General features: G+C 72.2%; 25 protein-coding genes and 1 pseudogene. 7 read left to right on the top strand and 19 right to left on the bottom strand.

The features are described from left to right. Positions 1 to 12 precede the first annotated feature (12 nt). Positions 13 to 1,257, top strand: coding sequence for an MFS transporter (locus IF29_RS0101780; protein WP_030248583.1), 1,245 nt, complete (start codon positions 13 to 15; stop codon positions 1,255 to 1,257). Positions 1,258 to 1,324: 67 nt separating this feature from the next. Here IF29_RS0101780 and IF29_RS0101775 read toward each other — a convergent pair whose 3' ends face one another. Next, on the bottom strand, positions 1,325 to 2,149 hold the full coding sequence (locus tag IF29_RS0101775) for an SDR family oxidoreductase (RefSeq protein WP_030248582.1): 825 nt from the start codon (positions 2,147 to 2,149) through the stop codon (positions 1,325 to 1,327). Between the two features lie 204 nt (positions 2,150 to 2,353). Next, entirely contained in the window at positions 2,354 to 3,769 is a 1,416-nt protein-coding gene (gene glnA / locus IF29_RS0101770) for a type I glutamate--ammonia ligase (protein ID WP_030248580.1), read from the bottom strand. Positions 3,770 to 4,082: 313 nt separating this feature from the next. On the opposite strand from glnA, the gene IF29_RS0101765 reads away from it, so the two are divergent. Further along, positions 4,083 to 4,553, top strand: a complete 471-nt coding sequence (locus IF29_RS0101765; protein ID WP_037593963.1) for an RDD family protein — start codon at positions 4,083 to 4,085, stop codon at positions 4,551 to 4,553. Between the two features lie 126 nt (positions 4,554 to 4,679). Here the strand turns inward: IF29_RS0101765 and IF29_RS0101760 are convergent, their stop codons facing one another. The 4 genes from IF29_RS0101760 to lipB all read right to left on the bottom strand — a co-directional run bounded on the left by IF29_RS0101760 (position 4,680) and on the right by lipB (position 7,842). Beyond that, positions 4,680 to 5,372 carry a DUF4191 domain-containing protein gene (locus IF29_RS0101760; protein ID WP_030248577.1) on the bottom strand — a complete coding sequence of 231 codons (693 nt, stop codon included), beginning with the start codon at positions 5,370 to 5,372 and terminating at the stop codon, positions 4,680 to 4,682. Between the two features lie 135 nt (positions 5,373 to 5,507). Continuing rightward, the gene (locus tag IF29_RS41460) at positions 5,508 to 5,741 is read right to left on the bottom strand and encodes a hypothetical protein (RefSeq protein ID WP_051724756.1); all 234 of its coding nucleotides are present in this window, start codon (positions 5,739 to 5,741) and stop codon (positions 5,508 to 5,510) included. Between the two features lie 218 nt (positions 5,742 to 5,959). Continuing rightward, positions 5,960 to 6,910 (bottom strand): lipoyl synthase, encoded by a 951-nt coding sequence (gene lipA / locus IF29_RS0101750; protein WP_030248576.1) that lies wholly within the window; start codon positions 6,908 to 6,910, stop codon positions 5,960 to 5,962. A 119-nt stretch (positions 6,911 to 7,029) separates the two neighbouring features. Then, positions 7,030 to 7,842, bottom strand: a complete 813-nt coding sequence (lipB, locus tag IF29_RS0101745; protein WP_037593961.1) for a lipoyl(octanoyl) transferase LipB — start codon at positions 7,840 to 7,842, stop codon at positions 7,030 to 7,032. 148 nt (positions 7,843 to 7,990) lie between these two features. Between lipB and IF29_RS0101740 the strand changes: the two genes are divergently transcribed. The 3 genes from IF29_RS0101740 to IF29_RS0101730 all read left to right on the top strand — a co-directional run bounded on the left by IF29_RS0101740 (position 7,991) and on the right by IF29_RS0101730 (position 11,553). Then, positions 7,991 to 8,992 carry an aldo/keto reductase gene (locus IF29_RS0101740; RefSeq protein WP_030248573.1) on the top strand — a complete coding sequence of 334 codons (1,002 nt, stop codon included), beginning with the start codon at positions 7,991 to 7,993 and terminating at the stop codon, positions 8,990 to 8,992. 16 nt (positions 8,993 to 9,008) lie between these two features. Then, positions 9,009 to 9,596, top strand: coding sequence for a TetR/AcrR family transcriptional regulator (locus tag IF29_RS0101735; RefSeq protein ID WP_030248571.1), 588 nt, complete (start codon positions 9,009 to 9,011; stop codon positions 9,594 to 9,596). 352 nt (positions 9,597 to 9,948) lie between these two features. Continuing rightward, complete coding sequence (locus IF29_RS0101730; protein WP_232241973.1) at positions 9,949 to 11,553, top strand: NsdA family TPR-like regulatory protein; 1,605 nt, start codon at positions 9,949 to 9,951, stop codon at positions 11,551 to 11,553. A gap of 102 nt (positions 11,554 to 11,655) precedes the next feature. Here the strand turns inward: IF29_RS0101730 and IF29_RS0101725 are convergent, their stop codons facing one another. The 9 genes and pseudogenes from IF29_RS0101725 to cobU form a co-directional block, all read right to left on the bottom strand. After that, positions 11,656 to 12,942 (bottom strand): NAD(P)/FAD-dependent oxidoreductase, encoded by a 1,287-nt coding sequence (locus tag IF29_RS0101725; protein ID WP_030248568.1) that lies wholly within the window; start codon positions 12,940 to 12,942, stop codon positions 11,656 to 11,658. Positions 12,943 to 13,238: 296 nt separating this feature from the next. Then, entirely contained in the window at positions 13,239 to 14,156 is a 918-nt protein-coding gene (locus tag IF29_RS0101720; RefSeq protein WP_030248566.1) for a TIGR01777 family oxidoreductase, read from the bottom strand. 155 nt (positions 14,157 to 14,311) lie between these two features. Further along, positions 14,312 to 14,830, bottom strand: coding sequence for a DUF4240 domain-containing protein (locus IF29_RS0101715; RefSeq protein ID WP_030248564.1), 519 nt, complete (start codon positions 14,828 to 14,830; stop codon positions 14,312 to 14,314). An 81-nt stretch (positions 14,831 to 14,911) separates the two neighbouring features. After that, positions 14,912 to 16,687, bottom strand: coding sequence for a 2-oxoglutarate dehydrogenase, E2 component, dihydrolipoamide succinyltransferase (sucB, locus tag IF29_RS0101710; protein ID WP_030248563.1), 1,776 nt, complete (start codon positions 16,685 to 16,687; stop codon positions 14,912 to 14,914). Positions 16,688 to 16,743: 56 nt separating this feature from the next. Then, positions 16,744 to 18,132: a dihydrolipoyl dehydrogenase gene (lpdA, locus tag IF29_RS0101705; RefSeq protein WP_030248562.1), complete on the bottom strand. Its 1,389-nt coding sequence runs from the start codon at positions 18,130 to 18,132 to the stop codon at positions 16,744 to 16,746. Positions 18,133 to 18,415: 283 nt separating this feature from the next. Next, positions 18,416 to 19,924 (bottom strand): leucyl aminopeptidase, encoded by a 1,509-nt coding sequence (locus IF29_RS0101700; RefSeq protein WP_030248561.1) that lies wholly within the window; start codon positions 19,922 to 19,924, stop codon positions 18,416 to 18,418. 226 nt (positions 19,925 to 20,150) lie between these two features. Beyond that, positions 20,151 to 20,945 carry an adenosylcobinamide-GDP ribazoletransferase gene (locus IF29_RS0101695; RefSeq protein WP_030248560.1) on the bottom strand — a complete coding sequence of 265 codons (795 nt, stop codon included), beginning with the start codon at positions 20,943 to 20,945 and terminating at the stop codon, positions 20,151 to 20,153. After that, entirely contained in the window at positions 20,942 to 22,099 is a 1,158-nt protein-coding gene (cobT, locus tag IF29_RS0101690; RefSeq protein WP_051724755.1) for a nicotinate-nucleotide--dimethylbenzimidazole phosphoribosyltransferase, read from the bottom strand. Before cobT ends, IF29_RS0101695 begins: the two co-directional genes overlap by 4 nt. A 26-nt stretch (positions 22,100 to 22,125) precedes the next feature. After that, positions 22,126 to 22,674: pseudogene (cobU, locus tag IF29_RS47300) on the bottom strand (bifunctional adenosylcobinamide kinase/adenosylcobinamide-phosphate guanylyltransferase); the annotation flags it as partial. Between the two features lie 189 nt (positions 22,675 to 22,863). Between cobU and IF29_RS0101680 the strand changes: the two are divergent. Both IF29_RS0101680 and IF29_RS0101675 read left to right on the top strand, forming a co-directional pair. Next, positions 22,864 to 23,205, top strand: a complete 342-nt coding sequence (locus IF29_RS0101680) for an Ig-like domain-containing protein (protein WP_030248557.1) — start codon at positions 22,864 to 22,866, stop codon at positions 23,203 to 23,205. A 53-nt stretch (positions 23,206 to 23,258) separates the two neighbouring features. Further along, on the top strand, positions 23,259 to 23,462 hold the full coding sequence (locus IF29_RS0101675) for a hypothetical protein (RefSeq protein WP_030248556.1): 204 nt from the start codon (positions 23,259 to 23,261) through the stop codon (positions 23,460 to 23,462). 46 nt (positions 23,463 to 23,508) lie between these two features. On the opposite strand, the gene IF29_RS0101670 is transcribed toward IF29_RS0101675, so the two are convergent. The 4 genes from IF29_RS0101670 to IF29_RS0101655 are packed head-to-tail and all read right to left on the bottom strand — an operon-like array spanning position 23,509 to position 26,193. Further along, a complete protein-coding gene (locus IF29_RS0101670; RefSeq protein WP_157623522.1) occupies positions 23,509 to 23,973 on the bottom strand; it encodes a hypothetical protein in 465 nt (154 codons plus the stop codon). Next, positions 23,970 to 24,377, bottom strand: coding sequence for a hypothetical protein (locus IF29_RS0101665; protein ID WP_030248553.1), 408 nt, complete (start codon positions 24,375 to 24,377; stop codon positions 23,970 to 23,972). The genes IF29_RS0101670 and IF29_RS0101665 overlap by 4 nt, the downstream gene beginning before the upstream one ends. Next, complete coding sequence (locus IF29_RS0101660) at positions 24,374 to 25,861, bottom strand: hypothetical protein (RefSeq protein ID WP_030248552.1); 1,488 nt, start codon at positions 25,859 to 25,861, stop codon at positions 24,374 to 24,376. Before IF29_RS0101660 ends, IF29_RS0101665 begins: the two co-directional genes overlap by 4 nt. Beyond that, the gene (locus IF29_RS0101655; RefSeq protein WP_157623520.1) at positions 25,858 to 26,193 is read right to left on the bottom strand and encodes a hypothetical protein; all 336 of its coding nucleotides are present in this window, start codon (positions 26,191 to 26,193) and stop codon (positions 25,858 to 25,860) included. The genes IF29_RS0101660 and IF29_RS0101655 overlap by 4 nt, the downstream gene beginning before the upstream one ends. Positions 26,194 to 26,202 lie beyond the last annotated feature (9 nt).

Genomic DNA, 26,202 nt, shown 5'->3' with positions numbered 1-26,202 from the left:
GGGGCGCTGACCATGCTGGGCAGGAGACCGTTGGGGCGGCAGTTCGGCTGGCTCTGGGCGGCGTACGCGGTCAGCGCCTATGGGTCTGGACTGGGGTTCGGCGCGTTTCCGCTGATCGCCGTGCTGGTGCTGCACGCCGGCCCCGCCGAGGTGTCCGCACTTTCCGCGGTGGGGCCCGCGGTGGGTGCGCTGATCGCGGTTCCGCTCGCGCCGTGGGTGGAGTTCCGGCGCAAACGCCCGGTCATGATCGCCATGGACCTGACCCGGTTCGCGGCCATGGCGACGATCCCGGTCGCCTATGCCTTCGGCCGGCTCGGGTTCGTCCAGTTGCTGGTGGTCTCGGCCGTGATCGCCGCGGCCAAGATCGCCTTCAACGCCGCCAGCGGCAGTTACCTCAAGTCCCTGGTCCGGCCGGACGACCTGCTGGTCGCCAACGCCCGGTTCGAGTCCACGAACTGGAGCTCCATCGCGGTCGGGCCGCCGCTGGGCGGGGCGGCGATCGGCCTGTTCGGACCGGTCACCACGGTGGTGGCCGACGCGCTCAGCTACCTGTTCTCCGCGCTGGGCGTCACCGCGATCCGCGACCAGGAGGAAGCACCGCAACCGGCGGGCCCGGGCCCGACCCGGGCGGGCGCCCTGCTCGACGGCTGGCGCCACATCCTGGGCCATCCCGGTCTGCGGGCGCTCTACCTCAACAACCTGCTCGTCGGCGGGCTGATCATGGCCACCGAGCCGCTGCTGTCCGTGCTCCTGCTGCGCCAACTCGGCTTCCCGCCCTGGCAGTACGGCCTCGCCTTCGCCGTCCCCTGCCTCGGCGGACTCATCGGCTCCCGGCTGGCCCGCCGCGTCGTGGCCCGCTACGGCCGGCAGGCGGTCTTCCGGACCGTCGGCACCCTGCGCGCGATCTGGCTGATCGGCCTGGTCTTCGTCCGTCCCGGCATCGTCGGCCTGCTCACCGTGATAGCGGTCGAACTGGCGATCATCATCAACATGAGCCTGTACACCCCGGTCCTCGCCACCTACCGGCTCGAACACACCCCCAAGCACCTGGTCGCCCGCACCCTGTCGGCCTGGTCCATCGGCCAACAGGCGTCCATCGCCGTCCTCACCGCACTCGCCGGGCTGCTCGCCGACGCCACCGGCCCGCGCACCGGCCTCGCGGTGGCAGGACTGCTTATCCTGGCCACCCCGCTCCTCCTTCCCCGCCGCGAGCCCGCAGCGCAGCCGCGGCCGGAACTGGTCCCCAGCGACTCGTGACCAGCGACTCGTGACGGCGCCGGGGAACGTCCGTGCGGACGACCAGCTGACCTGCGGTGTCCCCGGCTCAGCCCTGTGCCAGCTCTGCCACTGGCTGCCATGCCTCCCACGTCGCGAGACGCTGCTCGTAGTCGGCCTTGGCGATGCCCAGCGGCGCCGTACCGAGGAAGCAGCGCAGTGGCGGCTCGTCGGCATCGACGATCTTCAGCACGGCTGCGGCCGACGCGGTCGGGTCGCCCGGCGTGCCGACGCGCTTGCGGCGCTGCTCCTGCACCTCCTTGTGGAAGTCGGCGTACGCGGGCAACGGCTGGGACGTGCTCGACGAGGACCCCGCCCAGTCGGTGGCGAACCCACCCGGCTCGATCAGCGTGACCTTGACGCCGAACGGCGCCACCTCCTGCGCCAGCGCCTGGCTCATGCCTTCGAGCGCCCACTTGGACGCGTGGTAGATCCCGACCAGCGGGAAGGCACTGATGCCGCCGATGGAGGAGACCTGGAGAATGTGGCCGCTGCCCTGCTCACGCAGGAACGGCAGCGCAGCCTGCGTGACCCACAGGGCGCCGAACAGGTTGGTCTCCAGTTGCGCCCGTGCCTCGGCCTCGGTGAGTTCCTCGACCAGGCCGAAGTGGCCGTAACCGGCGTTGTTGACCACCACGTCCAGGCGGCCGAACCGCTCGTGCGCCTGCTGTACGGCGGCGAAGTCGGCGTCACGGTCCGTCACGTCGAGACGCAGCGGCAGAAGTCGGTCTCCGTACTTCTCGCCGAGGTCGTCCAGCGCGGAGAGGTCACGCGCGGTCGCGGCCACCGAGTCGCCGCGTTCGAGCGCGGCGATCGCCCACTCCCTGCCGAAGCCGCGGGAGGCACCGGTGATGAACCAGATCTTCTGCGCCATGCTGTGCTCCTCGGAAACTCGTCATCCGCGCGGTCGACACGTCGCGGTACTCGTCCCACCAGTCAACACCTGAGAGTGGACTCGAACGCAACCGCAACGGCTGCCCGCCCGAGGGCTGGAAAGACGGCGTCGCTGCAGGCCGAAAACTTCACGGTCTGCAGCGACGCCGTCGTACCTGCTTCAAACACTCCAGGTCAGGGCCCTTTAGATGTCGAAGTAGAGCTCGAACTCGTGCGGGTGGGGGCGGAGGGAGACCGGGAGGATTTCGTTGGTGCGCTTGTAGTCGATCCAGGTCTCGATCAGGTCCGGGGTGAAGACGCCGCCGGCGAGGAGGTAGTCGTGGTCGGCCTCCAGGGCGTTCAGGACGGCCGGGAGGGTGGCGGGGACCTGGGGGACCGAGGCGTGCTCGTCGGGGGCGAGCTCGTAGAGGTCCTTGTCGACCGGCTCCAGCGGCTCGACCTTGTTCTTGATGCCGTCCAGGCCCGCCATCAGCATCGCCGAGAAGGCGAGGTAGGGGTTGGAGGACGGGTCGGGCGCGCGGAACTCGATGCGCTTGGCCTTGGCGTTGGCGCCGGTGATCGGGATGCGGATCGCCGCGGAGCGGTTGCGCTGCGAGTAGACCAGGTTGACCGGGGCCTCGAAGCCGGGGACCAGGCGGTGGTAGGAGTTCACCGTCGGGTTGGTGAAGGCCAGCAGCGACGGGGCGTGCTTGAGCAGGCCGCCGATGTAGTAGCGGGCCATGTCGGAGAGGCCGGCGTAGCCCTGCTCGTCGTAGAAGAGCGGGGAGCCGTCGCTCCACAGCGACTGGTGGCAGTGCATGCCGGAGCCGTTGTCGCCGAAGATCGGCTTGGGCATGAAGGTCGCGGTCTTGCCGTTCCGCCAGGCGACGTTCTTGATGATGTACTTGAACAGCATCAAGTCGTCGGCGGCGGCCAGCAGGGTGTTGAACTTGTAGTTGATCTCGGCCTGGCCGGCCGTGCCGACCTCGTGGTGCTGGCGCTCCACGGTCAGCCCGGAGGCCTCCAGCTCCAGCGACATCTCGGCGCGCAGGTCGGCGAAGTGGTCCACCGGCGGGGCCGGGAAGTAGCCGCCCTTGTAGCGGACCTTGTAGCCGCGGTTGCCGCCCTCCTCGACGCGACCGGTGTTCCAGGCGCCGGCCACGGAGTCGATCTCGTAGAAGGACTTGTTCTGCTTGGTCTCGAAGCGGACGTCGTCGAAGACGTAGAACTCGGCCTCGGGACCGAAGTAGGCGGTGTCGGCGATGCCGGAGGAGGCCAGGTAGGCCTCGGCCTTCTTGGCCACGTTGCGCGGGTCGCGGCTGTACTGCTCGCCGGTGATCGGGTCGTGGATGAAGAAGTTGATGTTGAGGGTGGAGTCCTTGCGGAAGGCGTCGAGCCGGGCCGTGCTCAGGTCCGGGATCAGGGCCATGTCGGACTCGTGGATCGCCTGGAAGCCGCGGATCGACGAGCCGTCGAACATCAGCGTCTCGGCGGGGTCGAAGGACCCGGCCGGAACGGTGAAGTGCTGCATCACGCCCGGGAGATCGCAGAACCTGACGTCGACGAACTTGACGTCGTTCTCCGAGATGTAGCGGGACACCTCGTCGGCGTTGTTGAACATCCATCCTCCTCGGGCCCGGCAAGCGCCAGGGTTGCAGCTCGGTTGGCGTCACGGCCGGCCGCCGGTCCCGCCGGCGGTACCGGTGTGGCCACGATAGGAACAGGCCGTTTCTCGCTTGTGACTCGTATGTTTCGTGGATGTTAACCGCAGCAGGTCAAGGAGGAGAAAAGCCTTGTGGTTCCTGGGTTCGGCCGGAACGGCGCCGAGAGCAGGGGTTCACTCGTTGGGGAGTGGACTAGACCACTCGACCGGCTCCTCGGGAAACCGGCACCCGGGCGCAATTCGGTAGAGCTCGGGCGGATACTGTGGCGTTGTGGAAGACAGCAGAAAAGTCATCGGATCGTGGATCGAGGGCCCTCAGGTCGGCGGCTCGCCGGTGGACGGCGCGGGGGCGTACCGGGGCCAGCGGTTGGGGCTGCCCGAGCAGGGCAGCGGATCGCTCGCCTCGACCGGGCGCCGCCTCGCCGCGGTCGTCATCGACTGGTGGCTGTGCGCGCTCATCTCCTACGGGCTGGTCGCGCACGGCAACACGGTGCTCGCCAACTACTGGGCGATGTTCGTGTTCTTCGTACTGAGCCTGCTCACCGTCGGCACCATCGGCAGCAGCCCCGGCAAGCGGCTGCTCGGCCTGCGCGTGGTCCGGCTGGACGGTGGCCGGGCCTCGCTGGGCCAGGTGGCGCTGCGCACCTTCCTGCTGCTGCTGGCCATCCCCGCGGTGGTCTGGGACCGGGACGGCCGCGGGATGCATGACCGGGCCGTGGGCACGGTCGAGGTGCGGATGTAGCAGATCCGACCTGCAGAGCGTGATGGCGTGAAGGACGACGGCCCCGGCCGCGCCCCCACCGAGTGGGGGCGCGGCCGGGGCCGTTCTACGTATCTGTGGGTGCTGCTGCGGTTCCCGGTCGGGCGCTCAGCGCGGCCGGCCGCCCTTGGGCATCCGTACGCCCTTGGGCAGCGGACCCTTGGGGATCGGGGCGTTGGTCATCAGGTCGCCCATCGCCCGCAGCCGGTCGTTGATCTGGGTGACCTGCGACGCGGGGAGCGTCCGGGACATCCGGGTCAGGTGCAGCTGGAGCTTCTTCAGCGGGATCTGGCCCTCTTCGTCGCCGACGATGATGTCGATCACCGGCACCTCGCCGACGACCCGGCTCATCTTCCGCTTCTCGGCGGCCATCATCGGACGCAGCCGGTTGATGTTGCCCTCGCCGACCAGCACGATGCCCGGGCGGCCCACGGCGCGGTGCACCGCGTCCTGCTGGCGCGTCGCCGCGACCACCGGGGTGATCGTCCAGCCGCGCTTGATGTTGTTCAGGACGGCGGCGGCCGCACCGGGCTGCCCGTCCATCTGCCCGAAGGCAGCCTTCTCGGCCCTGCGGCCGAAGACCACGACAGCGGCCAGCAGCCCCGCGAAGAGGCCCAGCACGCCCAGGTAGATCGGGTGTCCGATCAACAGGCCGATAACCAGGAGCACCGCGAAGGTGCCGAGCCCGATACCGGCGATGATGAGACCGATCTTCGGGTCGACCCGCTTGGTCATGGTGTACGCCAGACGGATCTGCTTCAGCCGTCCGGGGTTTTCGTCGGTGGTTTCCTGCCTCGCCATGCCGCCATCGTACGGTGCGACTGATCCGGTTACCCAAGCCCGGGGGTCGGAAACCGTATCGGGTTGATCTCGTTGCGGCAGTCGGCCGACCGGAGCGCCGGGGGCGCGGCTGCGGGAGGGTCGGCCGACGGGGCGTCAGCGGGCCGCGCGGACCAGTACCCGGCGGACGTCCTCACGGTCCTGGGCGTGCCGGCGGTTCTCGCAGACCGCGTCCCAGGCGTTGCGCCGGGCCGTCTGCTGTCCGCCGCGGAGCAGGACCGACTCCGCCATCCGCAGGGCGCCTTCGAGCAGGCCGCCGCTCAGACTCGTGCTGATGTGGCCGGTGACGGGCTGCTCCGCACCGGGTCGTACGTGTTTCGTCGACTGCATCCTGAACCACTCCCCTCGTGGTCGTGCTGTCCGGAACGTGTACTCCGACGTGCGCTGCCGCGCTTCCGCACTGCTGCGCAGTCCGGTCCGGGGTGCCGCCGCGGTCGGACAACCCTGTTCGGCGGCGGCCACCCCCATCGTCACCACACCGTGTTACCGCGCGGTGACCCCCGGGTCAAACATGCATGAAGCCCTGTGGCGGCTTTCACACGTCTTGTTCAGACGGTGGCGCCGCGGCGTTCCAGGGCCTGGCGGTAGAGCCGTCCGGCGCGGTACGAGGAGCGGACCAGCGGTCCCGACATGACGCCGGCGAAGCCGATCTCCTCGGCCTCCTGCTGCAGCTCCACGAACTCCTGCGGCTTGACCCAGCGCTCCACCGGGTGGTGCCTGGGGGAGGGGCGCAGGTACTGGGTGATGGTGATCAGCTCGCAGCCGGCCTCGTGCAGGTCGCGCAGTGCCTCGCTGACCTCCTCACGGGTCTCGCCCATGCCCAGGATCAGGTTGGACTTGGTGACCAGGCCGACCGCCCGGGCCTCGGTGATGACCTTCAGTGAGCGCTCGTAGCGGAAGCCGGGGCGGATCCGCTTGAAGATCCGGGGCACTGTCTCGACGTTGTGCGCCAGCACCTGCGGACGGGACGAGAAGACCTCGGCCAGCTGCTCGGGGACGGCGTTGAAGTCGGGGATCAGCAGCTCGACGCCGGTGGTGCCGGTGGGCCGGTCGGCGGTCACCGCGTGGATCTGACGCACCGTCTCGGCGTAGAGCCAGGCGCCGCCGTCCTCCAGGTCGTCGCGGGCGACGCCGGTGATGGTGGCGTAGTTGAGGTCCATGGTGAGCACGGACTCGGCGACCCGGCGCGGCTCGTCACGGTCGAAGGCGGCCGGCTTGCCGGTGTCGATCTGGCAGAAGTCGCAGCGCCGGGTGCACTGGTCGCCGCCGATGAGGAAGGTGGCCTCGCGGTCCTCCCAGCACTCGAAGATGTTGGGACAGCCGGCCTCCTGGCAGACCGTGTGCAGCCCCTCCTTCTTCACCAGCGACTGGAGGGCCGTGTACTCGGGCCCCATCTTCGCCCGGGTCTTGATCCACTCCGGCTTCCGCTCGATCGGGGTCTCGCTGTTGCGGACCTCCAGACGCAGCATCTTCCGACCGTCAGGTGCGACAGCGGACACGTAGCGGCTCCCTCAATGTTGATGTGGTGCGAGCGTTGGTGGTGCGGGCTCTGACTTCCAGGCGGTCCCCCCAGGGTACGCCTGTGATTCCATGGGCCGGTCGGCCCCCGGGCCGACCTTCAGACGGCAACAGCGTCGGACGGCAGCTGATTCCCGGCCGGATCCCCGAGCACCTCCTGGAGGTGCCGCCGTACCGCGGGCAGTGCCTCGGAGACGGTGACGTCCCGGCCCAGCTCGGTGCTGAGCGAGCCCACCCCGGCGTCACGGATGCCGCAGGGGATGATCTGGTCGAACCAGGTCATGTCGGGGTCGCAGTTGAGGGCGAAGCCGTGCATGGTCACGCCCCGGGCGACGCGGACGCCGATGGCCGTCAGCTTGCGGTCGTCGCCGCGCTGGCCGGCGTTGGAGGCGGCGTACTCGGGGCCGGCGAGCCGCGGGTCCAGGCCGAGCTTGGCGCCCATCCGCAGGGTCAGCGCGCCGAAGTCGACCACCTTGTCCTGGTCCACCACCGCGCCCGGCAGCTCCTCGCCCAGCACCCACACGCCGCTGCGGCCCTCGATCCGGGTGGTCGCCACGCCGAAGTCGGCGCAGGCTCGGATCAGTGCCTCCTCCAGGCGGCGCACATAGGCGACCACGTCCATCGGCTCGGGCAGCTTCACGATCGGGTAGCCGATCAGCTGGCCCGGCCCGTGCCAGGTGATCTCGCCGCCCCGGGTCACCTCGACCACCGGGGTGCCGTCCAGCGGGTAGTCCTCGCGGCGGGTGCGGCGGCCCGCGGTGTAGACGGGCTGGTGCTCCAGCAGCAGGACGGTGTCGGGGATCTCGTCGGCCACCCGCAGGGCGTGCAGCCGCTGCTGTTCGGCCAGGGCCTCCTGGTAGGGGACCGCCCGTTCGCCGATGCCCAGCTCTACAAAGCGCAGACTCTCGCCCACCGCAACCGACCCTCTTCCGTCCGTCCTCTGCTCCTGGCCACTCTACGACTGCCAGACGGCGTGGATGGGATGACAGATATTGAAATCTGTCATCCCATAGTGCATAGTTGTCAGCGGCAGGTTGAAGACCCCGAAAGGACCTCCCCTCATGGACCTCCGTCAGCTCGGCAGCACCGGCCCCCGCGTCTCCGCCATCGGCCTCGGCGCCATGGGCATGTCCGGAATGTACGGTCCCGCCGACGAGACCGAGTCGATCGCCACCGTCCACGCGGCGATGGACGCCGGCGTCACGCTCATCGACACCGGCGACTTCTACGGCATGGGCCACAACGAACTCCTGATCCGCGACGCGCTGCGCAGCAGTGGCCGCAGCCGCGACGAGGTGCAGATCAGTGTGAAGTTCGGCGCCCTGCGCGACGCCGACGGCGGCTGGTGGGGCAACGACGCCCGCCCGCAGGCCGTCAAGAACTTCCTCGCCTACTCGCTGGGCCGGCTGGGCACCGACCACATCGACGTCTACCGCCCGGCCCGGCTGGACCCCGCCGTCCCGATCGAGGAGACCGTCGGCGCCATCGCCGAGCAGATCCAGGCCGGGCACGTGCGTCACATCGGCCTCTCCGAGGTGGGCGCCGAGACGCTGCGCCGCGCCCACGCCGTGCACCCGATCGCCGACCTGCAGATCGAGTACTCGCTGATCTCCCGCGGCATCGAGGCCGAGATCCTGCCCACCGCCCGTGAGCTGGGCATCGGCATCACCGCCTACGGTGTGCTCTCCCGCGGTCTGATCAGCGGCCACTGGCGCGCCGACCAGGCCGTGGCGCCGGGCGACTTCCGCGGCATCAGCCCCCGCTTCGCGGCGGGCAACGTGGACACCAACCTCCGGCTGGTCGAGGCCCTGCGGGCGGTCGCCGAGGCCAAGGGCGCCACCGTCGCCCAGACCGCCATCGCCTGGGTGCTGGCCCAGGGCGAGGACATCGTGCCGCTGGTCGGCGCCCGTCGCCGGGAGCGGCTGAGCGAGGCGCTGGGGGCGCTGGACCTCAAGCTCGAAGCCGACGACCTGGCCGCGATCGAGGCCGCGGTCCCGGTCGGCGCCGCCGCGGGCGACAGGTATGTTGCTGCTCAGATGGCACACCTGGACAGCGAGAAGTAGGGCCGGACGACACGCGATGGCGGAAACAGCGCTCACCACCGAGCAGATCATCGAGGCGGCGGAGGACGTGCTGCGCCGCTTCGGGCCGGCCAAGGCCACGGTGGTCGACGTGGCCCGGGCGCTCGGGGTGAGCCACGGCACGGTCTACCGCCACTTCCCCAGCAAGGCGGCGCTGCGGGCGGCGGTGACCCGGCGCTGGCTGGACCGTGCGCACGCGGCGCTGCCGGCGATCGCCACCGGGTCGCAGTCGCCGGACCGGCGGCTCCGGCTCTGGCTGGAGGCCCTGTACGGGGCCAAGAAGCGCAAGGCCCTGGACGACCCGGAGCTGTTCGCCACCTACTCGGTGCTGGCCGCCGAGAGCGGCAGCGTGCTCGACGAGCACCTCACGACGCTGGAGTCGCAGCTCGCCGTGATCATCGCGGAGGGCCAGGACGACGGGATATTCGCCCGTGACGGTGATCCGCTGACCCTGGCTCAGATCGTGTTCCAGGCCACCGCCCGCTTCCACGACCCGGTCTACGCACCGCTCTGGTCCGCCCCGGCCGCGGACCGCGACTTCGCCGCCCTGGTCGGCCTGGTGCTGCGGGGGCTCGCGGCGCGCTGACATCCGCTCGTCCCCCACCGGCACCGGGTCGGTGGGGGACGTTGTCACGGTCGTCACCCTTGTCGCCTCAACGAGGGGCTGTTGTCACTCGATCGGACGAACGTGGAGACGTATTCGGCCATACGGGTCAAATGCTCGCTACATTCACGCCGTTCCCGTAGGGAGCTCGCGGGGCGTTCCGGGGAGCGCACCCCGGTGCCGCCGAGAGCCCCCGGAAGGTGAGTGTCCTATGCCCCAACGGCCAGTAACCGAGCGGCCGTCGACCGAGCCGCGTCCGGACCGCAACCCGGTCCAGGACCACCCTCGGTCGGTCGACCACCGGATCAGCCCGCCCCGGGCTTTGGAGCCACCCATGAGCCCCGGTCCGACCCGTCCCGTCCCGCACCAGCCCGCGCAGCCGGAGGTCCGCTCCCAGGCCGACCGGTCGCAGAACGCGCGGCTGGCCGCGCTGATCGAGGAGGCCGGCTTCTCCCACGCCGGCCTCGCCCGCAGGGTGGACCAGCTCGGCCTGGAGCACGGCCTGGACCTGCGCTACGACAAGACCTCGGTCACCCGCTGGCTGCGCGGACAGCAGCCCCGGGGGGCCACCCCCGCGCTGATCGCCGAGGTGTTCACCCGCCGCCTCGGCCGCCGGCTGAGCGCCCAGGACCTCGGCCTGGACGCCTGTGCGCCGGTGTACGCGGGGCTCGAGTTCGCCGAGACCCCCGCCGAGGCGGTGGACATCGTCAGCAGCATGTGGCGCAAGGACACCGGAGCCCACTCCGAGCTGCGGCGGATCGCCTTCACCCCGGCCGGCCTGGTGGTCCCGAGCCGGGACTGGCTGATCGGCCGCACCGACGACCGGGTGGCCAGGGAGACCCCGCAGGAACTGGGCATCGCCGCACCGCCGCTCCGTCCGGGGCTGCGCCCCGGACTGCCCGGCATCCCCGCGCAGTCGCGTCGCCCGCTCACCCCCGGAGCGCTGGGGGTCCAGCCCGCGGGCTCGGGCGGGATCGGCCACGGCGAGGCGCTGCCCGCGCCGGCCCCGGCCCACGCGCCGCGCGGCCTGCAGCGGGTCGGCCGCGGTGACGTCGCGGCGGTCCGCGCGGTCGGCGACCTGTTCCGCTCGCTGGACAACGCCTACGGCGGCGGCCACGCCCGGCAGGCGCTGATCCGCTACCTGGAGAGCGAGGCCGAGCCCATGCTGCGCGGCCGCTACAGCGAGCCCATCGGCCGCTCACTGTTCGGCGCCGTCGCCGACCTGACCCGGCTGGCCGGGTGGACCTCCTACGACATCGGCGCGCACGGACTGGCCCAGCGCTACTTCGTCCAGTCGCTGCGGCTGGCCCAGGCGGCCAACGACCGGCTGTACGGCGCGTACATCCTGGTCACCATGAGCCGTCAGGCGGTGTACCTGGGGCACGGCCGGGAGGCCGTCCAACTGGCCAGGGTGGCCCAGCAGGGGATCGGCAGCGCCGCGCCCAGCCCGGTCCAGGCGCTGATGCACGCCGCGGAGGCGCGCGGGCACGGGGTGATCGGCGACGCCAGGTCCTGCACCACCTCGCTGGTCAGGGCCGAGCGGGCGCTGCAGACCGCGCGCCCGGGCGACGACCTGCCGCCGTGGGCCCGGTTCTTCGACGAGGCCCAGCTGGCCGACGAGTTCGGCCACTGCTACCGCGATCTGCAGCAGTGGCGCCCCTGCGCCCAGCATGCAGAGCGGTCGCTCCGGCTCCGTGCGGTGGGGTACGCCCGCAGCCGGGTGTTCTGCCGCATCGTGCTGGCCACGGCGCGGCTGGGCATGGGCGAGGTCGACGAGGCCTGCACCGGCGCGACGGAGGCGCTGCGGGGGGCGGCGGAGATGCGGTCGCTCCGGGCAGTCGAGTACGTCCGCGAGTTCAGCCGGAGGCTCGGGCCTTATCGGGGGACCACGGCCGTCCGCAGCTTCGAGGAGGCGGCACATGCGGCGGGTGTGATCTGACGGTTGGTGCATGGTTGGCAGCGCGCGCAGTTGATTGAGCAGAGCCCCGCGCCCCTACAGGGGCGCGGGGAACTGCGCGAGCATCCATCAACGGTCCGCACCTCAGGCAGCCTGCTCGGCCCCCGCGGCGAAGGGCACTCCCAGGTCGCGGAGGACCGCGCCCGCCGCCCGTCGGCCCGACAGCAGGGCGCCCTGGACGGTGCTGGTGTCGCGGTGGTCGCCGCACACGTAGAGGCCGTGCAGCACCCGCACCGGGCGGCGGAAGTGGTGCGGCGGCACCATCGCCGGGAGGGCGTCCGGGACGTGCCGTACCGTCAGGAACTCCCAGCGGGACGGGTCCACCCCGTACAGCCGGCCCAGCCGCCGCCGCACCTGCGGCTCCAGCGCTGCCGGGCCGTCAGGCCCGAAGTGCGGACGGCCCAGGACGGTCGAGCAGATCAGCGCGCCGCCGCCGGGCGCGTAGGAGCGGTCCACCTCGCTGAGCACCAGGGTGTGCGCGACCAGCGAACCGCCCCGGTCCGCGTCCAGCAGCAGCTGCGGCGCGGCCAGCGGGGAGACGTCGGCGACGTGGTAATAGGTCGTCACCGGGTGGTGTCCGGGCTGGTGCAGGCCGGGCAGCAGCTCGCCCGCCGAGCGGGCGTCGGCGGCCACCACCACCGCGCGGCAGGGCATCCGGCCGTGCCGTTCGGTGTCGACGCCGTCCGCCGAGACCGAGGTGACCCGGACGCCCAGCCGTAGCGTCCCGGCCGGCAGCGCCTCGGCGAGTTGGGCCGGGACGGCGCCGATGCCCCCGGCCGGGAGGCTGAGGCCGCCGCGGGCGTAGCCGCGCAGCACCAGGTCCGCCACCCGGCTGCTGCTGGCCAGGTGCGGGTCGCTGAGCAGCGCCGCCAGCAGCGGGCGCAGGAAGCTGTCGATGGTCCTGGCCGGAATACCGCGCAGGGCCAGCGCCTCGGCGGCGGTCCGTTCGGGCCGGCCCAGCAACTGCTCGACCGGGGTGGCGGCGAGGCGGGACAGGGCCGCACCCAGGCGGGCCTTGTCCCAGGGGGCGCCGATGGGGGCGCGAACGGCGGTGAGTGCGCTGCGGGCATGGGCAGCCACCCCGATCCGGTGGCGTCGTCCGTGCTGGTGCACCAGCACCTCGGGGCTGAGCGGGCGCAGTTCGAGCCGTTCCAGGTCGAGGCTGTGGTCGAGCTCGGGGAACGAGGGGTTGAGCACATGCGAACCGTGGTCGAGCCGGAAGCCGTCGTGGTGGTCCCCGGCGGCCCTGCCGCCGATGCGGTCCGTGGACTCCAGGACGGTCACCGCCATTCCGGCGGTGGTGAGCTGCCGCGCGGCGGCCAGCCCGGCGAGTCCGGCTCCCACGACGACCACGTCGACCGGACGGGACATTCTGTGCAGCAGGGGTGTTGCGGGCACGGTGCGGCTCCCTCCGTGTGCCTCGATCGGCTGACGCCGATCGGTCCCCACCTCAATGCCCAGTCGAACGGCTGATCAGACCGCTGGTTTCGGCCGGAATGAACGGAGGGCGACAATCCGGCGACGGCGGGTGACGGAGAAGGTGGCGAGGGGCGCAGGCGAGCGCAGAGGGTTACGGGAGCTACGGCGTGCGCCCCCAGCGTGCGCCCGTACGCCGTCCACGCGGACGAGGCGTCAGACGCCGTTCAGGGCGCGGTGCAGAGCGCCGTTCAGAGTGCGGCTTCGATGGCCTGGTCCACGGTCGGGTGCTGGAAGCGGAACCCGGCGTCGAGCAGCCTGGCCGGCACCGTGCGGTGGCTACCGACCACCTCCACCGCCATCTCGCCCAGGACCAGCTTCAGCGCGAACTCGGGGACGGCGGCCAGGGTCGGACGGTGCATCAGCCGCCCCATCGCCTCGGTGACCTCGCGGTTGGTGACCGGCGCCGGGGCGCTCAGGTTGAAGGGTCCGCTCAGCGAGTCGGTGTCGACCAGGAAGCGCAGCGCGGCCACCTCGTCGTGCAGGGAGATGAAGCTCCAGTACTGCCGGCCGTTGCCCAGCCGGCCGCCGAGGCCGAACCTGAACAGCGGGAACAGCTTCCCCCAGGCACCCCCGTCACCGGCCACGACCAGGCCGGTCCTGGCGTGCGCCACCCGGATGCCGGCCGCCTCGGCGGGGGCGGTGGCCTGCTCCCACTCCACGCAGACCCGGGCCAGGTAGTCGCCCCCGGCGGGCGCGGTCTCGTCGATGACCTGGTCGCCGGTCTGTCCGTAGTAGCCCACCGCCGATCCGCTGACCAGTACCTTCGGCGGCTGCTCCAGTCCGGCCACGGCCTCGGCGATGGTCCCGGTGCCGAGCAGCCGGCTCTCGTGGATCTGCCGCTTGTAGGCGGCGGTCCAGCGGTGGTCGGCGATGCCGGCCCCGGCCAGGTGCACCACCGCGTCCAGCGGCGCCCCGTCGGTGCCCTTCGCCAGGGCGGCGCGGTCGATCTCGCGCAGCCCCGGGTTCCAGCGGACCTCGGTACTGCCGTCCGGCCGTGGCGCGGGTGGGCGGCGCACCAGCCGGACGACCTGGTGCCCGTCCGCGAGCAGCGAGCGGACGAGTGCGGACCCGATAAGGCCGGTCGAGCCGGTGACAGCGATGCGCATGGGGCCATCCTGGCAGGTCGCCGCAGTGGCGCTTCGCGGGGGCGGGGACGTGTCGGGTTTTCGGCTGCGGCGTGTGCATGGTCTGTCGCGCAGTTCCCCGCGCCCCCAGGGGTCTGCAACTGGCTCAGCCGCAGCCGAAAGCCCGTCAGAAACGGCTACCCGCCGAACCTGTCCCAGAGGCGGGGGAAACGTTCCTCCATGATGCGGGCGTTGTCGAAGTCGAAGGACCTGCCGGTGGGCTTCCCGGGCTTGGGCCTGATGCCGAGGTCGGGCAGCGGGAGCCCGGTGAGCTGCTCGTGGGCCCGGTCGGCGGCGTCGCCCAGCTCCTCGGCGTCGCCGTCCTCCTCGTCGTCGAAGTCCGGCACCAGGTCGGCCAGCTCGTCCGGATCGGCGAGCGCGCCCTCGAAGACCTCGCGGCCCTGGCCGATCAGCCAGCAGCAGAAGTACTCGAAGGCGTCGTCGCCCGCCCCTCCCAGCAGCAGATCGGCCGCTCCCCACAGGTCCCAGCGCCAGGCCCGCACCATGCGGGCCTCGAACAGCCTGGCGAAGTCGATCACCTCGTCCGGCGTCCGTTCCACCAGCCGCTCGACCAGCAGGTCGGCATGCTCCACCGGGTCGCCCTGAGCTCCCTCACGGGTCTCGTCGATCAACTGCCAGAAGTCCGTCTCGTCCATAGCCCTGATCCTCGCAGGTCTCCGGAGACGCCGCTGCCCCCGTCCGCCGAAGCGGGGACGGGGGCAGCGGCGTCGAAGGGGTCAGAGCCCGAGGTCGCCCTCGAACGCGCCTTCCTCCAGGCGGGCCTTGACGGTGCCCAGGAAGCGGGCGGCGTCGGCGCCGTCGACCACGCGGTGGTCGTAGGACAGGGCCAGGTAGACCATGTCGCGGACGGCGATGGTCTCGCCGAGCTCCGGCGTGGTGACCACCACGGCACGCTTGACCGTCGCGCCGATGCCGAGGATCGCGACCTGCGGCGGCGTGAAGATCGGGGTGTCGAACAGCGCGCCGCGCGAACCGGTGTTGGTGACGGTGAAGGTGCCGCCGGACAGCTCGTCCGGCTTGACCTTGTTGTCCCGGGTGCGGGCGGCCAGGTCGGCGGTCTTCTTGGCGATGCCGGCGATGTTGAGGTCGCCCGCGTCGTGGATGACCGGGACCATCAGGCCGCGCTCGGTGTCCACCGCGATGCCCACGTGCTCGGCGGCGTGGTAGGTGATCGTGCCCTCGGCGTCGTTGACGGTCGAGTTGACGATCGGGTTGGACTTGAGCGCCTCGGCGGCGGCCTTCACGAAGAAGGGCATCGGCGAGAGCTTGACGCCCTCACGGGCCGCGAAGGCGTTCTTGGCCTGCGCGCGGAGCCGCATCACCTTGGTGACGTCGACCTCGACGACCGTGGTGAGTTGCGCGGTGGTCTGGATCGCCTTCAGCATGTTGTCGGCGATGACCTTGCGCATCCGGGTCATCTTGACGGTCTGACCGCGCAGCGGGGAGGCCTCGGCGATGGTCGCCGGGGCCTTGGCGGCAGCCGCAGCCGGGGCGGCGGACGCGGCCGAGGCGGCCCGGGCGGCCTCCGCGGCGGCGAGCACGTCCTGCTTGCGGATCCGGCCGCCGACGCCGGTGCCCTGGACCGCGCTGAGGCTGATGCCCTGCTCGGAGGCCAGCTTGCGGACCAGCGGGGTGACGTAGGCGTCGCCCGCGTCGGCCGGGGCCGCAGCGGGAGCGGCCGGGGCGACCGGCGCAGCCACCGGGGCCGGGGCCGGGGCGGCGGGGGCCGGCGCGGCGGGGGCCGGCGCGGCGGCGACCGGGGCCGGGGCGGCGACCGGGGCGGGCGCGGCGACGGGCGCCGGGGGAGCGACCGGAGCGGCGGGCGCGGGAGCCGCGACCGGGGCCGGGGCGGCCGGAGCAGCCGGGGCGGGGGCCGCGGCACCGGGCGCACCGATGACGGCCAGTTCGGCGCCGACCTCGACGGTCTCGTCCTCGCCGACGGAGATCTTCAGCAGGACGCCGGACACCGGGGCCGGGATCTCGGTGTCGACCTTGTCCGTGGAGACCTCGAGCAGCGGCTCGTCGGCCTCGACGGTGTCGCCCTCGGCCTTGAGCCAGCGGGTGACGGTGCCCTCGGTCACGCTCTCGCCCAACGCGGGGAGCAGGACCGGGGTGCCGGCGACGGCGGACGGGGCAGCGGCGGGGGCGGCCGGAGCAGCGGCGGGCGCCGGAGCGGCAGCCACCGGGGCCGGGGCAGCCGGAGCCGCGGGGGCCTCGACGGCGGCGGGGGCGGGCGCGGGCGTCGGGGCGCCGGTGCCGTCGTCGATGATCGCCAGCTCGGCGCCGACCTCGACGGTCTCGTCCTCGCCGACCTTGATCGAGGCCAGGATGCCGGACGCGGGCGCCGGGATCTCGGTGTCGACCTTGTCGGTGGAGACCTCGAGCAGCGGCTCGTCGGCCTCGACACGCTCACCCTCGGCCTTGAGCCAGCGGGTGACGGTGCCCTCGGTCACGCTCTCGCCGAGAGCGGGCAGTGTTACTGAGACTGCCATGAGTTCAGGTACTCCTACTTGGTGCGTGCGGATGGATGGCGGCGTAACCGGGGAGGTCAGTCGTGATTGTGCAGGGGCTTCCCGGCGAGCGCCAGGTGTGCCTCGCCGAGAGCCTCGTTCTGGGTCGGGTGCGCGTGGATGAGCTGGGCGACCTCGGACGGCAGCGCCTCCCAGTTGTAGATCAGCTGAGCCTCGCCGACCTGCTCGCCCATCCGCTCGCCGACCATGTGGACGCCGACCACGGCGCCGTCCTTGACCTGGACCAGCTTGATCTCGCCGGCCGTCTTGAGGATCTTGCTCTTGCCGTTGCCGGCCAGGTTGAACTTGGCGGTGACCACCTTGTCGTCGCCGTAGAGCTCCTTGGCCTTGGCCTCGGTGATGCCGACGGAGGCGACCTCGGGGTTGCAGTAGGTCACCCGCGGCACACCGTCGTAGTCGATCGGGACGACCTTGAGGCCGGCCAGCCGCTCCGCGACGAGGATGCCCTCGGCGAAGCCGACGTGCGCCAGCTGCAGGGTCGGCACCAGGTCGCCGACGGCGGAGATGGTGGGGACGTTGGTCCGCATGTACTCGTCGACGAGGACGTAGCCGCGGTCGGTCGCGACGCCCGCCTCCTCGTAGCCGAGGTTCTGCGAGACCGGGCCGCGGCCGACGGCGACGAGCATCAGCTCGGCCTCGACCTGCTTGCCGTTCTCCAGCGACGCGCGGACACCGGTCTCGGTGTACTCGACGCCGGCGAAGCGGGCGCCCAGCTCGAACTTGATGCCGCGCTTGCGGAAGGCGCGCTCCAGCAGCTTGGAGGAGTTCTCGTCCTCCAGCGGGGCCAGGTGCGGCAGCGCCTCGATGATGGTGACCTCGGCGCCGAAGGACTTCCAGACCGACGCGAACTCGACGCCGATGACGCCGCCGCCGAGCACGATCACGGACTGCGGGACCCGGTCCAGGGTGAGCGCGTGGTCCGAGGAGATCACCCGGTTGCCGTCGATGGCCAGCCCCGGCAGGGACTTCGGCACGGAGCCGGTCGCCAGGACGATGTGGCGGCCGGTGTAGCGCTCGCCGTTGACGTCCACCGAGGTGGGGGAGGAGAGGCGGCCCTCGCCGGTCACGTAGGTGATCTTGCGGCTGGCCACCAGGCCCTGCAGGCCCTTGTAGAGGCCGCTGACGACGCCGTCCTTGTAGGCGTGGACGCCGTTGATGTCGATGCCCTCGAAGCTGGCCTTGACGCCGAAGCCCGCGCTCTCGCGGGTCTGGTCGGCGACCTCGCCGGCGTGCAGCAGCGCCTTGGTGGGGATGCAGCCCTGGTGGAGGCAGGTGCCACCGAGCTTGTTCTTCTCGATGAGGGCGACCTGGAGTCCAAGCTGGGCCGCCCGCAGCGCCGCGGCGTATCCGCCGCTTCCGCCTCCGAGAATGACTACGTCGAAAACGGTGCTGGCGTCGTTCGCCACGTCACGTCCTCCATGCAAAGGGTGCGGATCGTCCCGGTCGGTCGCCGGCCGGGGAGCGGTTCTCCCTTGTGGGGAGACCAGTCGTGCCGGAAATACATCTTCGCACTTGTTTCCAGTGCTTGATGTCCGGGGCTGCCCTGTGGACGCGGGCGGGGGGCCAAAGGTCCCGCCACGCCACAAACAAGTGTGTGGTTGCGCTCATGGCGAACGCCGGAGCGTCCAGATCCTGTCGACACTGGGTCAACGGAACTGGACGCTCCGGCGTCACGGCGTGCTGGTGGAACTACAGGTCGCCGGCGGCGGTCTCCTCGGCGAGCTGCACCAGGGTGCGAACCGCGGAGCCGGTGCCGCCCTTGGGGATGTAGCCGTACGCGGCGCCCTCGTGGTACGCGGGGCCCGCGATGTCGAGGTGCGCCCAGGGGGTGCCCTCGGTGACGAACTCCTGCAGGAACAGGCCGGCCACCAGGCCGCCGCCCATCCGCTCGCCCATGTTGGCGATGTCGGCGGTCGGCGAGTCCATGCCCTTGCGCAGCTCGGCCGGCAGCGGCATCGGCCAGGACTGCTCGCCGGCGGCGGTCGCGGCGGCGAACACCTTGTCCCGGAAGCCGTCCTGATTGGCCATGATGCCGAAGGTGCGACTGCCCAGCGCCATCATCATGGCGCCGGTCAGGGTCGCCACGTCGACGATCGCGTCCGGCTTCTCCTCGCCCGCGCGGACGATGGCGTCGGCGAGCACCAGGCGGCCCTCGGCGTCGGTGTTGAGGACCTCGACGGTCTTGCCGCCGTACATCTTCAGCACGTCGCCCGGGCGGGTCGCCGAGCCCGAGGGCATGTTCTCGGCCAGCGCCAGCCAGCCGGTGACATTGACCTGCAGGCCCAGGCGGGCGGCGGAGACCACGGCGGCGAACACGGCGGCGGCGCCGGACATGTCGCACTTCATGGTCTCGTTGTGGCCGGCCGGCTTGAGCGAGATGCCGCCCGAGTCGTAGGTGATGCCCTTGCCGACGAAGGCGAGGGTCTGCTTGGCCTTGGGGTGCGTGTAGGCGACCTTGACCAGGCGCGGCGGACGGGCCGAGCCGACGCCGACGCCGAGGATGCCGCCGAAGCCGCCCTTGGCGAGCGCCTTCTCGTCCAGGACCTCGACCTTGAGGCCGTGTTCCTTGCCGACGGCGGTGACGATGTCGGCGAAGGACTTGGGGAACAGGTCGTTCGGCGGGGTGTTGATCAGGTCACGGGTGCGGTTCATCTCCTCGGCGAGCACGGTGGCGCGCTCGACGGCGGCCTTGGCCGCCTTGTCGCGCTTGCCGCCGACCAGGGAGATCTCGCCGAGCGGCGCCTTGCCGGCGGCCTTGGCCTCGTCGCCGCGGAAGGCGGTGAAGGCGTAGGCACCGAGGAGCGCTCCCAGGGCGACGGCTTCGACCGAGGCCGCGTCGCCGGACGGCAGCGCGAAGGCGGCCTTCTTGGAGCCGTGCAGGGTGCGGGCGGCGGTGCCCGCGGCGCGGCGCAGCGCCTCGGCGTCAAAACCGCCGTCCTCGGCGGCCTCGCCCAGGCCCACGGCCAGGACCAGCGGAGCCTTGACGCCGGCGGGGGCGGGGAGCTTCACGGCCTCACCCTCGGCGCCGGTGGCGCCCAGGGTGCCGAGAACGTCGGCCAGCTTGCCGTCGAACGCCTCGTCGACCGTCTCGGCGCCCGGGGCCAGCACGAGGCCCTTGGGACCCTTGGCCACGGCCACGACGACGGCGTCCGCGCGCAGCGCGTTGGCCGCGGAGGTGCTCAGAGACACTGAAGTCACGTAATGCGTCCTGTTCTGTATGCGGTCCTCGGCACGCGGTCCATGCGTCAGGAGTGCTGAGGAGGGCGAGGGTGAGGGTTGCTGGTTGTCCAGACCGCGAGCGGCCTGTCCAGCATGGTAGTCCGCATGGTGGAATGTTGTGCCCCTCATGCCGAGGTCCGTCACCCCGGCTTGTGGTGACAGCATCTCAGACCGGCTCCGTGCGGTTCGGCCCGGTGTCGCCGCGTCAGGCTGCGGCGAACAGGCACCACACCACCAGCGCGGCGGTGGTCGCCGTCTCCACCATGGCACCCAGGACGTCGCCGGTGATGCCGCCGAAGCGGCGGACGCAGTGCGCAAGCAGCAGCGCGGCGCAGCCGAGACCGCAGGCCAGGGCGAGCAGCGCGCCCACCGCCAGGCGCAGCCCGGCGGTCCCCGCGCCGCCCGCCGCCCAGCCGCCGCCGGCCGCCGCCGCCACCAGGAGCACCCCTGTGACCAGCGCGGATCGGGGGAGCACGGTGCCGGCGACGGTCGCGCCCAGGCCGTCGGGGCGGGCCGAGGGGGTGCCGTCCAGGCAGCCCCTGAGCAGGCTCGCCCGACCGGTCGCGGCGGCCAGCACCACCCCGAACGCCCCCAGTCGGGCGGACCCGCCGAACGCCTGGGCGAGTGCCGCCACCTGGGTGAACAGGGCCAGTAGCAGCACCACCACCCCGAAGGGGCCGATGTCGGAGGCCTTCATGATCCGCAGCGCGTCGGCGGCGGGCTTGTTGCTGCCGAGGCCGTCGGCGACGTCGGCGAGGCCGTCCAGGTGCAGGCCCCGGGTGAGGGCCGCGAGCGCGGCCACGCAGGCGACGGCGGCCAGCAGCGGGCCGCCGTCCAGCAGCCGCAGCCCGCCGCCGAGCAGCGCGGCCAGCCCGCCCAGCACCACGCCGACCAGCGGCGCCCACAGCATGGCCCGCCCCGCCGTCGGCCGGTCCCACCGGTCCACCCGCACCGGCAGCACCGAGAGGGTGCCGAAGGCGAAGCGCAGGCCGTCGGTCACACCGCGGCCTCGTCCTGGTCCGCCGGCTCGGCCGGACCGGTCTCCTCGGTCGCCCCGGTCTCCTGGGCCGCATCCGCCGCAGCCGCCGAATCAGCCGCCTCGGCCGACTCCACCGGCGCCAGCGGGAGTTCCGCCAGCAGCACCGAGGCGGCCTGCAGCACCGGCAGCGCCATCAGCGCGCCGAGGCCCTCGCCGAGGGCGACCCGCTGCTCCAGCATGGGTTCGACGCTCATCCGCTCGTAGGCCTTGGTCTGGGCCGGCTCCCCGGTGGCCTGCCCGGCCCGCCACCACTCGGGCGCGCGGAACGCGATCCGCTGCGCCACCAGCGCGCAGGCCGCGGAGACCACGCCGTCCAGCACCACCGGGGTGCGCCGCAGCGCCGACTGCAGCAGGAAGCCGGTCATCGCGGCGAAGTCCGCGCCGCCGGTCGCCGCCAGCAGGTCCAACTGGTCGCCCAGGACCGGACGGGCCCGGCGCAGCGCGTCGCGGATGGCCGCGCACTTCACCATCCAGACCCGGTCGTCGATGCCGGAGCCGCGCCCGGTCACCGCAGCGGCGTCGGTCCCGCACAGCGCGCCGACCAGGACCGAGGCCACCGTGGTGGAGCCGACGCCGATGTCGCCCAGCAGCACCAGGTCGGTGCCCGCGTCGGCCTCCTCGTCGGCGACGGCCATCCCGGCCCGGAACGCGGCCTCGGCCTGTTCCCGGGTCAGCGCGTCCTCGATGTCGATCCGCCCGGAACCGCGGCGGACCCGGTGCCGGACCACCTCGGCCGGGAACTCCTCCGGGTCGGCGTCCACGGCCATGTCCACCACCCGCACCTGCGCGCCGTACTGCTCGGCCAGCAGGCTGACCGGCGCGGTGCCGTCCAGCACCGCCCGCACCCGGCGGGCGGTGCTGCCGGCCGGCAGTGCCGAGACGCCCAGCGCGGCCACCCCGTGGTCGGCGGCGAACAGCACCGCCTTGGCCCGGCGCACGGGGGCCGGCGGGCAGGTTGCCTGTACGGCGGCCAGCCAGCCGCCCAGTTCCTGCAGGGTTCCCAGCGAGCGGCGCGGCAGGCCGAGCGCGCCGTAGCGCTCCTCGGCCGCCTGCCGGTACTCGTCGTCGGGGCGCGCCACCAGCGCGGAGAACTCGTCGAGATCGAAGGTACTCACCGGCGGAACGTTACCGTTCCGGTGGGTCAGGACGCAGGGCCCAGTCGTAGGGTCCTACCGGCGACGACCAGCAGGACCTCGTCGGAGGCCGCGGCGACCGCGGCGTTCAGCCGTCCCAGCTCGTCCCGGAAGCGCCGCCCGGACGCGGTCGCGGGCACCACCCCGCTGCCGACCTCGTTGCTGACCCCGACCACCCGGCGCGGTGAGGAGCGCCAGGCGGCGACCAGCCCGGTGGTGCGGGACCGCAGTTCGGCCTCGCCGCCGGCCGCCCAGACCGCGTCGTCCCAGGCGCCGCAGTCGTCCATGGCGGCGGTCAGCCACAGCGACAGGCAGTCCACCAGCAGCGGCGCGCTCTGACGCGCCGCCAGCAGCGGTTCCAGGTCGCAGGTCTCGGCGGTCCGCCAGGAGGCGGGGCGCCGCTCCCGGTGCAGCGCCACCCGCTGGGCCCACTCGGCGTCGCCGTCCCTGAGGCCCCCGGTGGCGACGTAGAGCACGTCCTGACGGTCGCTCAGCATCCGCTCGGCGGTGACCGACTTCCCGGAACGCGCGCCGCCGAGGACCAGGGTGCGCCGGGGGTCGGCGGCGGCCGGACCGAACTCGATCCCGATCCTCCGGCGGCCGCCCTGCTTACGTTCCGCGTAGATCCGCACAAACCCGCCCCTTGCTCTGGACTCCAGGTGTGACCAGCGTAAACACCCGATTTGGTGCTCTGTCGACCAGCTGCCATGTTGGTGTTCCGGAGCACCCGTCGGAAGGGGACCAGCATGAACGTCCGCAGGATCGCTTCGCCGGCCCGGGACCGCGCCGACGCGGTGTCGGGGGTGCCGACCGTGATCGACCTCTACACCGGCAGCCTGCCGACCGAGCGGGCGCTGGTGGCACCGACCTCCGCCCCGCTGCACGGACGGGCCGTCATCAGCGACGAGGGGACCGCCACCTACACCTCGGTCCCCGGCTTCACCGGCAGCGACTCGTTCGGCTACCGCTTCACCGACGAGCGCGGCCGCAGCTCCCGGGTCACCGTCGCGGTCCAGGTCGCACCGGATGCAGAACCCGAGGACGCCGAACCCGACGACGGAGACACCGCACTGGCTTACGCGGCCTGAGGTACTGGGTAACCTGCGCAGGAACGAGATGTCCCGGCGGAAGGAGCCCCAGCATGGTGTGGACGTGGCGTTTCGAGAAGGCCGACGGTTCGGTGACGGCCTCGGCCAACGGCACCGAGGAGTTCCCCACCCAGGGCGACGCCGAGTCGTGGATCGGCGAGAGCTACAAGGACCTGCTCGCCGAGGGGATCGACCAGGCGGTGCTGCTGGAGGACGGCGAGAAGATCTACGGCCCGATGAGCCTGCACCCGTCCTGACCCCGCACTCCCCGCGTCACCGTGTCCGCCACCGGCCCGCCCGGGCTCAGGCGGACACGGTGACGTCGAAGGTCTCGGTGTAGCGGCAGGCGGAGACCTGCGTGCCGCAGGCCAGGTTCCAGACGATGTGCGTGGTCCCGGGTTCGACCGCCCGGTAGACCTGCACGTAGGTGGACGAGCCGCCGACAGTGCCCTTGGGCGGGGTCCGCACCGTGATCGAGTTCCCCTGCTGCACCACGCCGGCGTCCTCGGCGGTCCCGGGGGTCCACCGCTCCGGGTAGTCCGGCACGGTGTAGCGGACCCCGAAGCTCTGCCCCGGTCGCAGCGCGACCTCGACGGCGGGGAAGGCGCTGGGCGCGGTGGCACCGGGCGCCGGGAACGCCGGCACGTCGAGCACCGTGGCGGGCAGGGAGGGCCCCGAGCCGTGCAGAGCGACGGCGGTGACCGCCCCGGCACCGGCCAGCAGCAGTACGCCGACCACGCTCCACAGCACCGTCCTGCGCCGGGTCACCGGGCCCCGCCCCGGTACAGCCGCAGCCGGGCCGCGAGCAGCATGGACACCGTGGTCAGCCAGCGGGCGAAGAGGTCGTCGGTGGTGACGTCGCCGCTGACCGGCTCCGCCGCCGCCAGCCACTGCCGGGCCAGCGCCGTTCCGGCCGGGCCGACCAGGGGCTCGGGCAGCGCGGCGGCGCTGCTCACCCCGGCGGCGCGGACGTAGCGGGCCAGGAAGGCCAGCCCCAGCGGGTCCACGCCGATCTCCTCGGCCCGGTGCGAGGCGGCGACGGCGGTCTGGTCGAACAGCGCCCGCTGCGCCGCACCGCCGGCGGCGAGGCCGCGGGTGATGCCGGCCGGGACGTCCAGGTCCATCAGATCCGCGTCGTAGCGAACGTTCCGGGGTCGGTCCTGCTCGTTCACTGTTTCGGGATCTCCACGTGGAAGGGGGTGTTCATGGTGGTGCCGGTGATCGAGCCGACGTTCCCGTTGACGTAGTCCGAGGTCGAGATCCAGGAGGTGGAGCCCCAGGGGTTGTAGACCTCCAGCTGGTCGCCGCTGGCCCCGATGATCATGACCTGGTGGCCCTCCCACTTGGTCGAGCCGTCGGGCTGCTTGACGTCCCCGCCGATGTCCATCGGTACCGGTGTGCCCGAGGAGACCGACTGCTCGATCTGCGGCACGGTGGCCTGCCGGTCCGAGGAGGAGTTCACGTCCACCGACTGGTACGCGGTCCCGGTGACCGAGCCGAGGTCCTTGTTGGCCAGGAAGTCCACACCCTTGGGGCCCACGCCGTCCGGGTCGGCCGGGTCCTTCAGCGGGTCCTGGTTGCCCTCGGCGAGCTGGGCCAGGTCGTACTGGTTCAGGTACTCCTGCTGGAGCGCCTGCTGCAGGCCCAGGCTGCTGGTGCTCAGCTGCAGCATCAGCACCGGGTTGACCTTGGCCTCGGCGACCACGGTCGAGGCGGCCACGCAGTCGTTCACCGCCCCCTGGCTGTAGGTGTTGCCGATGCCGGGGTCGGCCGAGTCCAGCACGGTCGGCGACAGGTGCTGGTAGAGCCAGTCCGGGTCGGAGCCGTGGGCGTGGATGACGCTGTCGAACTGCTGGACCTGGCTGATGCTGTTCCCGGCGGCCAGCGCCTGCCAGAGGTAGGCGGCCTCCTGGGGCGAGGAGGAGCTCTGCAGCAGCTGCTCGAACGCGGCCCGGTCGGCCGGGTTCATGCTGTTGAGCCTGGTCGAGGCGCGGCTGAGCTCGGCGGCGGTGAGGATGTCCCCGCCGGTGCCGGAGGCGTTGGCCAGCTCGACCGCGCCGAGCGGGTCGATGTCCGGGCTGTCGACCCGCTCGGCCCGGGCCTGGGCGGCCAGCTGGGTCAGCAGGTTGGCCAGCGTCTGCGCCCCCGCGGCGGCGTTCCTGGCCGCCTGGATCCGGGTCTCGCAGCCGTTCACCGCGGCCTGCTTGGCCGCGTCGAACTGCGACATCGGCTGCTGCTGAGCGGCCGTCAGTTCGGCCGTGCCGGAACGGTCCAGGGTCTGCGCGGCGGACAGCTCAGCGCTCCACTGCGCCATCGCCGCGGCGGCCTGGCCGAGCACGGTGACGGTGGTGGCGACCTCGGCCGCGACCGAGGCCACCGCCTGCGCGGCGGTCTCGGCGACCGGGCCGGTCCACGCCCGGGGCAGCGCGGAGCTGCTGACATGGGTCAGGTCCGCCTCCACCACCGCGGCCTGCGCCCCGGCCTTGCGGTAGTCCTCGGCCTGGGCGTCGACGACGGAGGGCGACCCCGGCGGCCCGGGGACCGCCAGGGCCTGGCCGATGGCCCCGGGGAGCGAGTCGAACATGAAGCGTCCGACCATCGGTGTCGACCGCTGGATCTGCTGCAACGCGTCCTGCAGGTCGGACAGCGAGCTCATCGCGGCCCACCGCCCACGCCGGCGATCGCCCCGGCCACCGCGGCCTCGTTGGTCCGGTAGTTGTCCGAGGTGGCCTGGAGCTTCCGGGTCAGCTCGGCCAGGGCCAGGCTGGTGGTGCTCAGCTCGCCGCCCCAGGCGCTCTCGAACGCGGACCAGGCGGCCGGGACACCGTCCTGCCCCAGTTGGTTTCCTGACGGGGTGTCACCCGAACCGCAGAAGTACACGATCACCGTGTCGTAGTCGTCGTAGGCCCGGCCGACCTGTCCGGCCACACCGGAGAGGTCGGCCGGGTCCACCGAGAACCCGTCACTGCCACCTGGATCAACCCGCATGTCCCCCGC

The sequence above is a fragment of the Streptacidiphilus jeojiense genome (genome assembly GCF_000719095.1).
Lineage (GTDB): Bacteria > Actinomycetota > Actinomycetes > Streptomycetales > Streptomycetaceae > Streptacidiphilus > Streptacidiphilus jeojiensis.
Note: the sequence above shows the minus strand (reverse complement) of the source record. Positions and strands in the feature narration are given on the sequence as shown.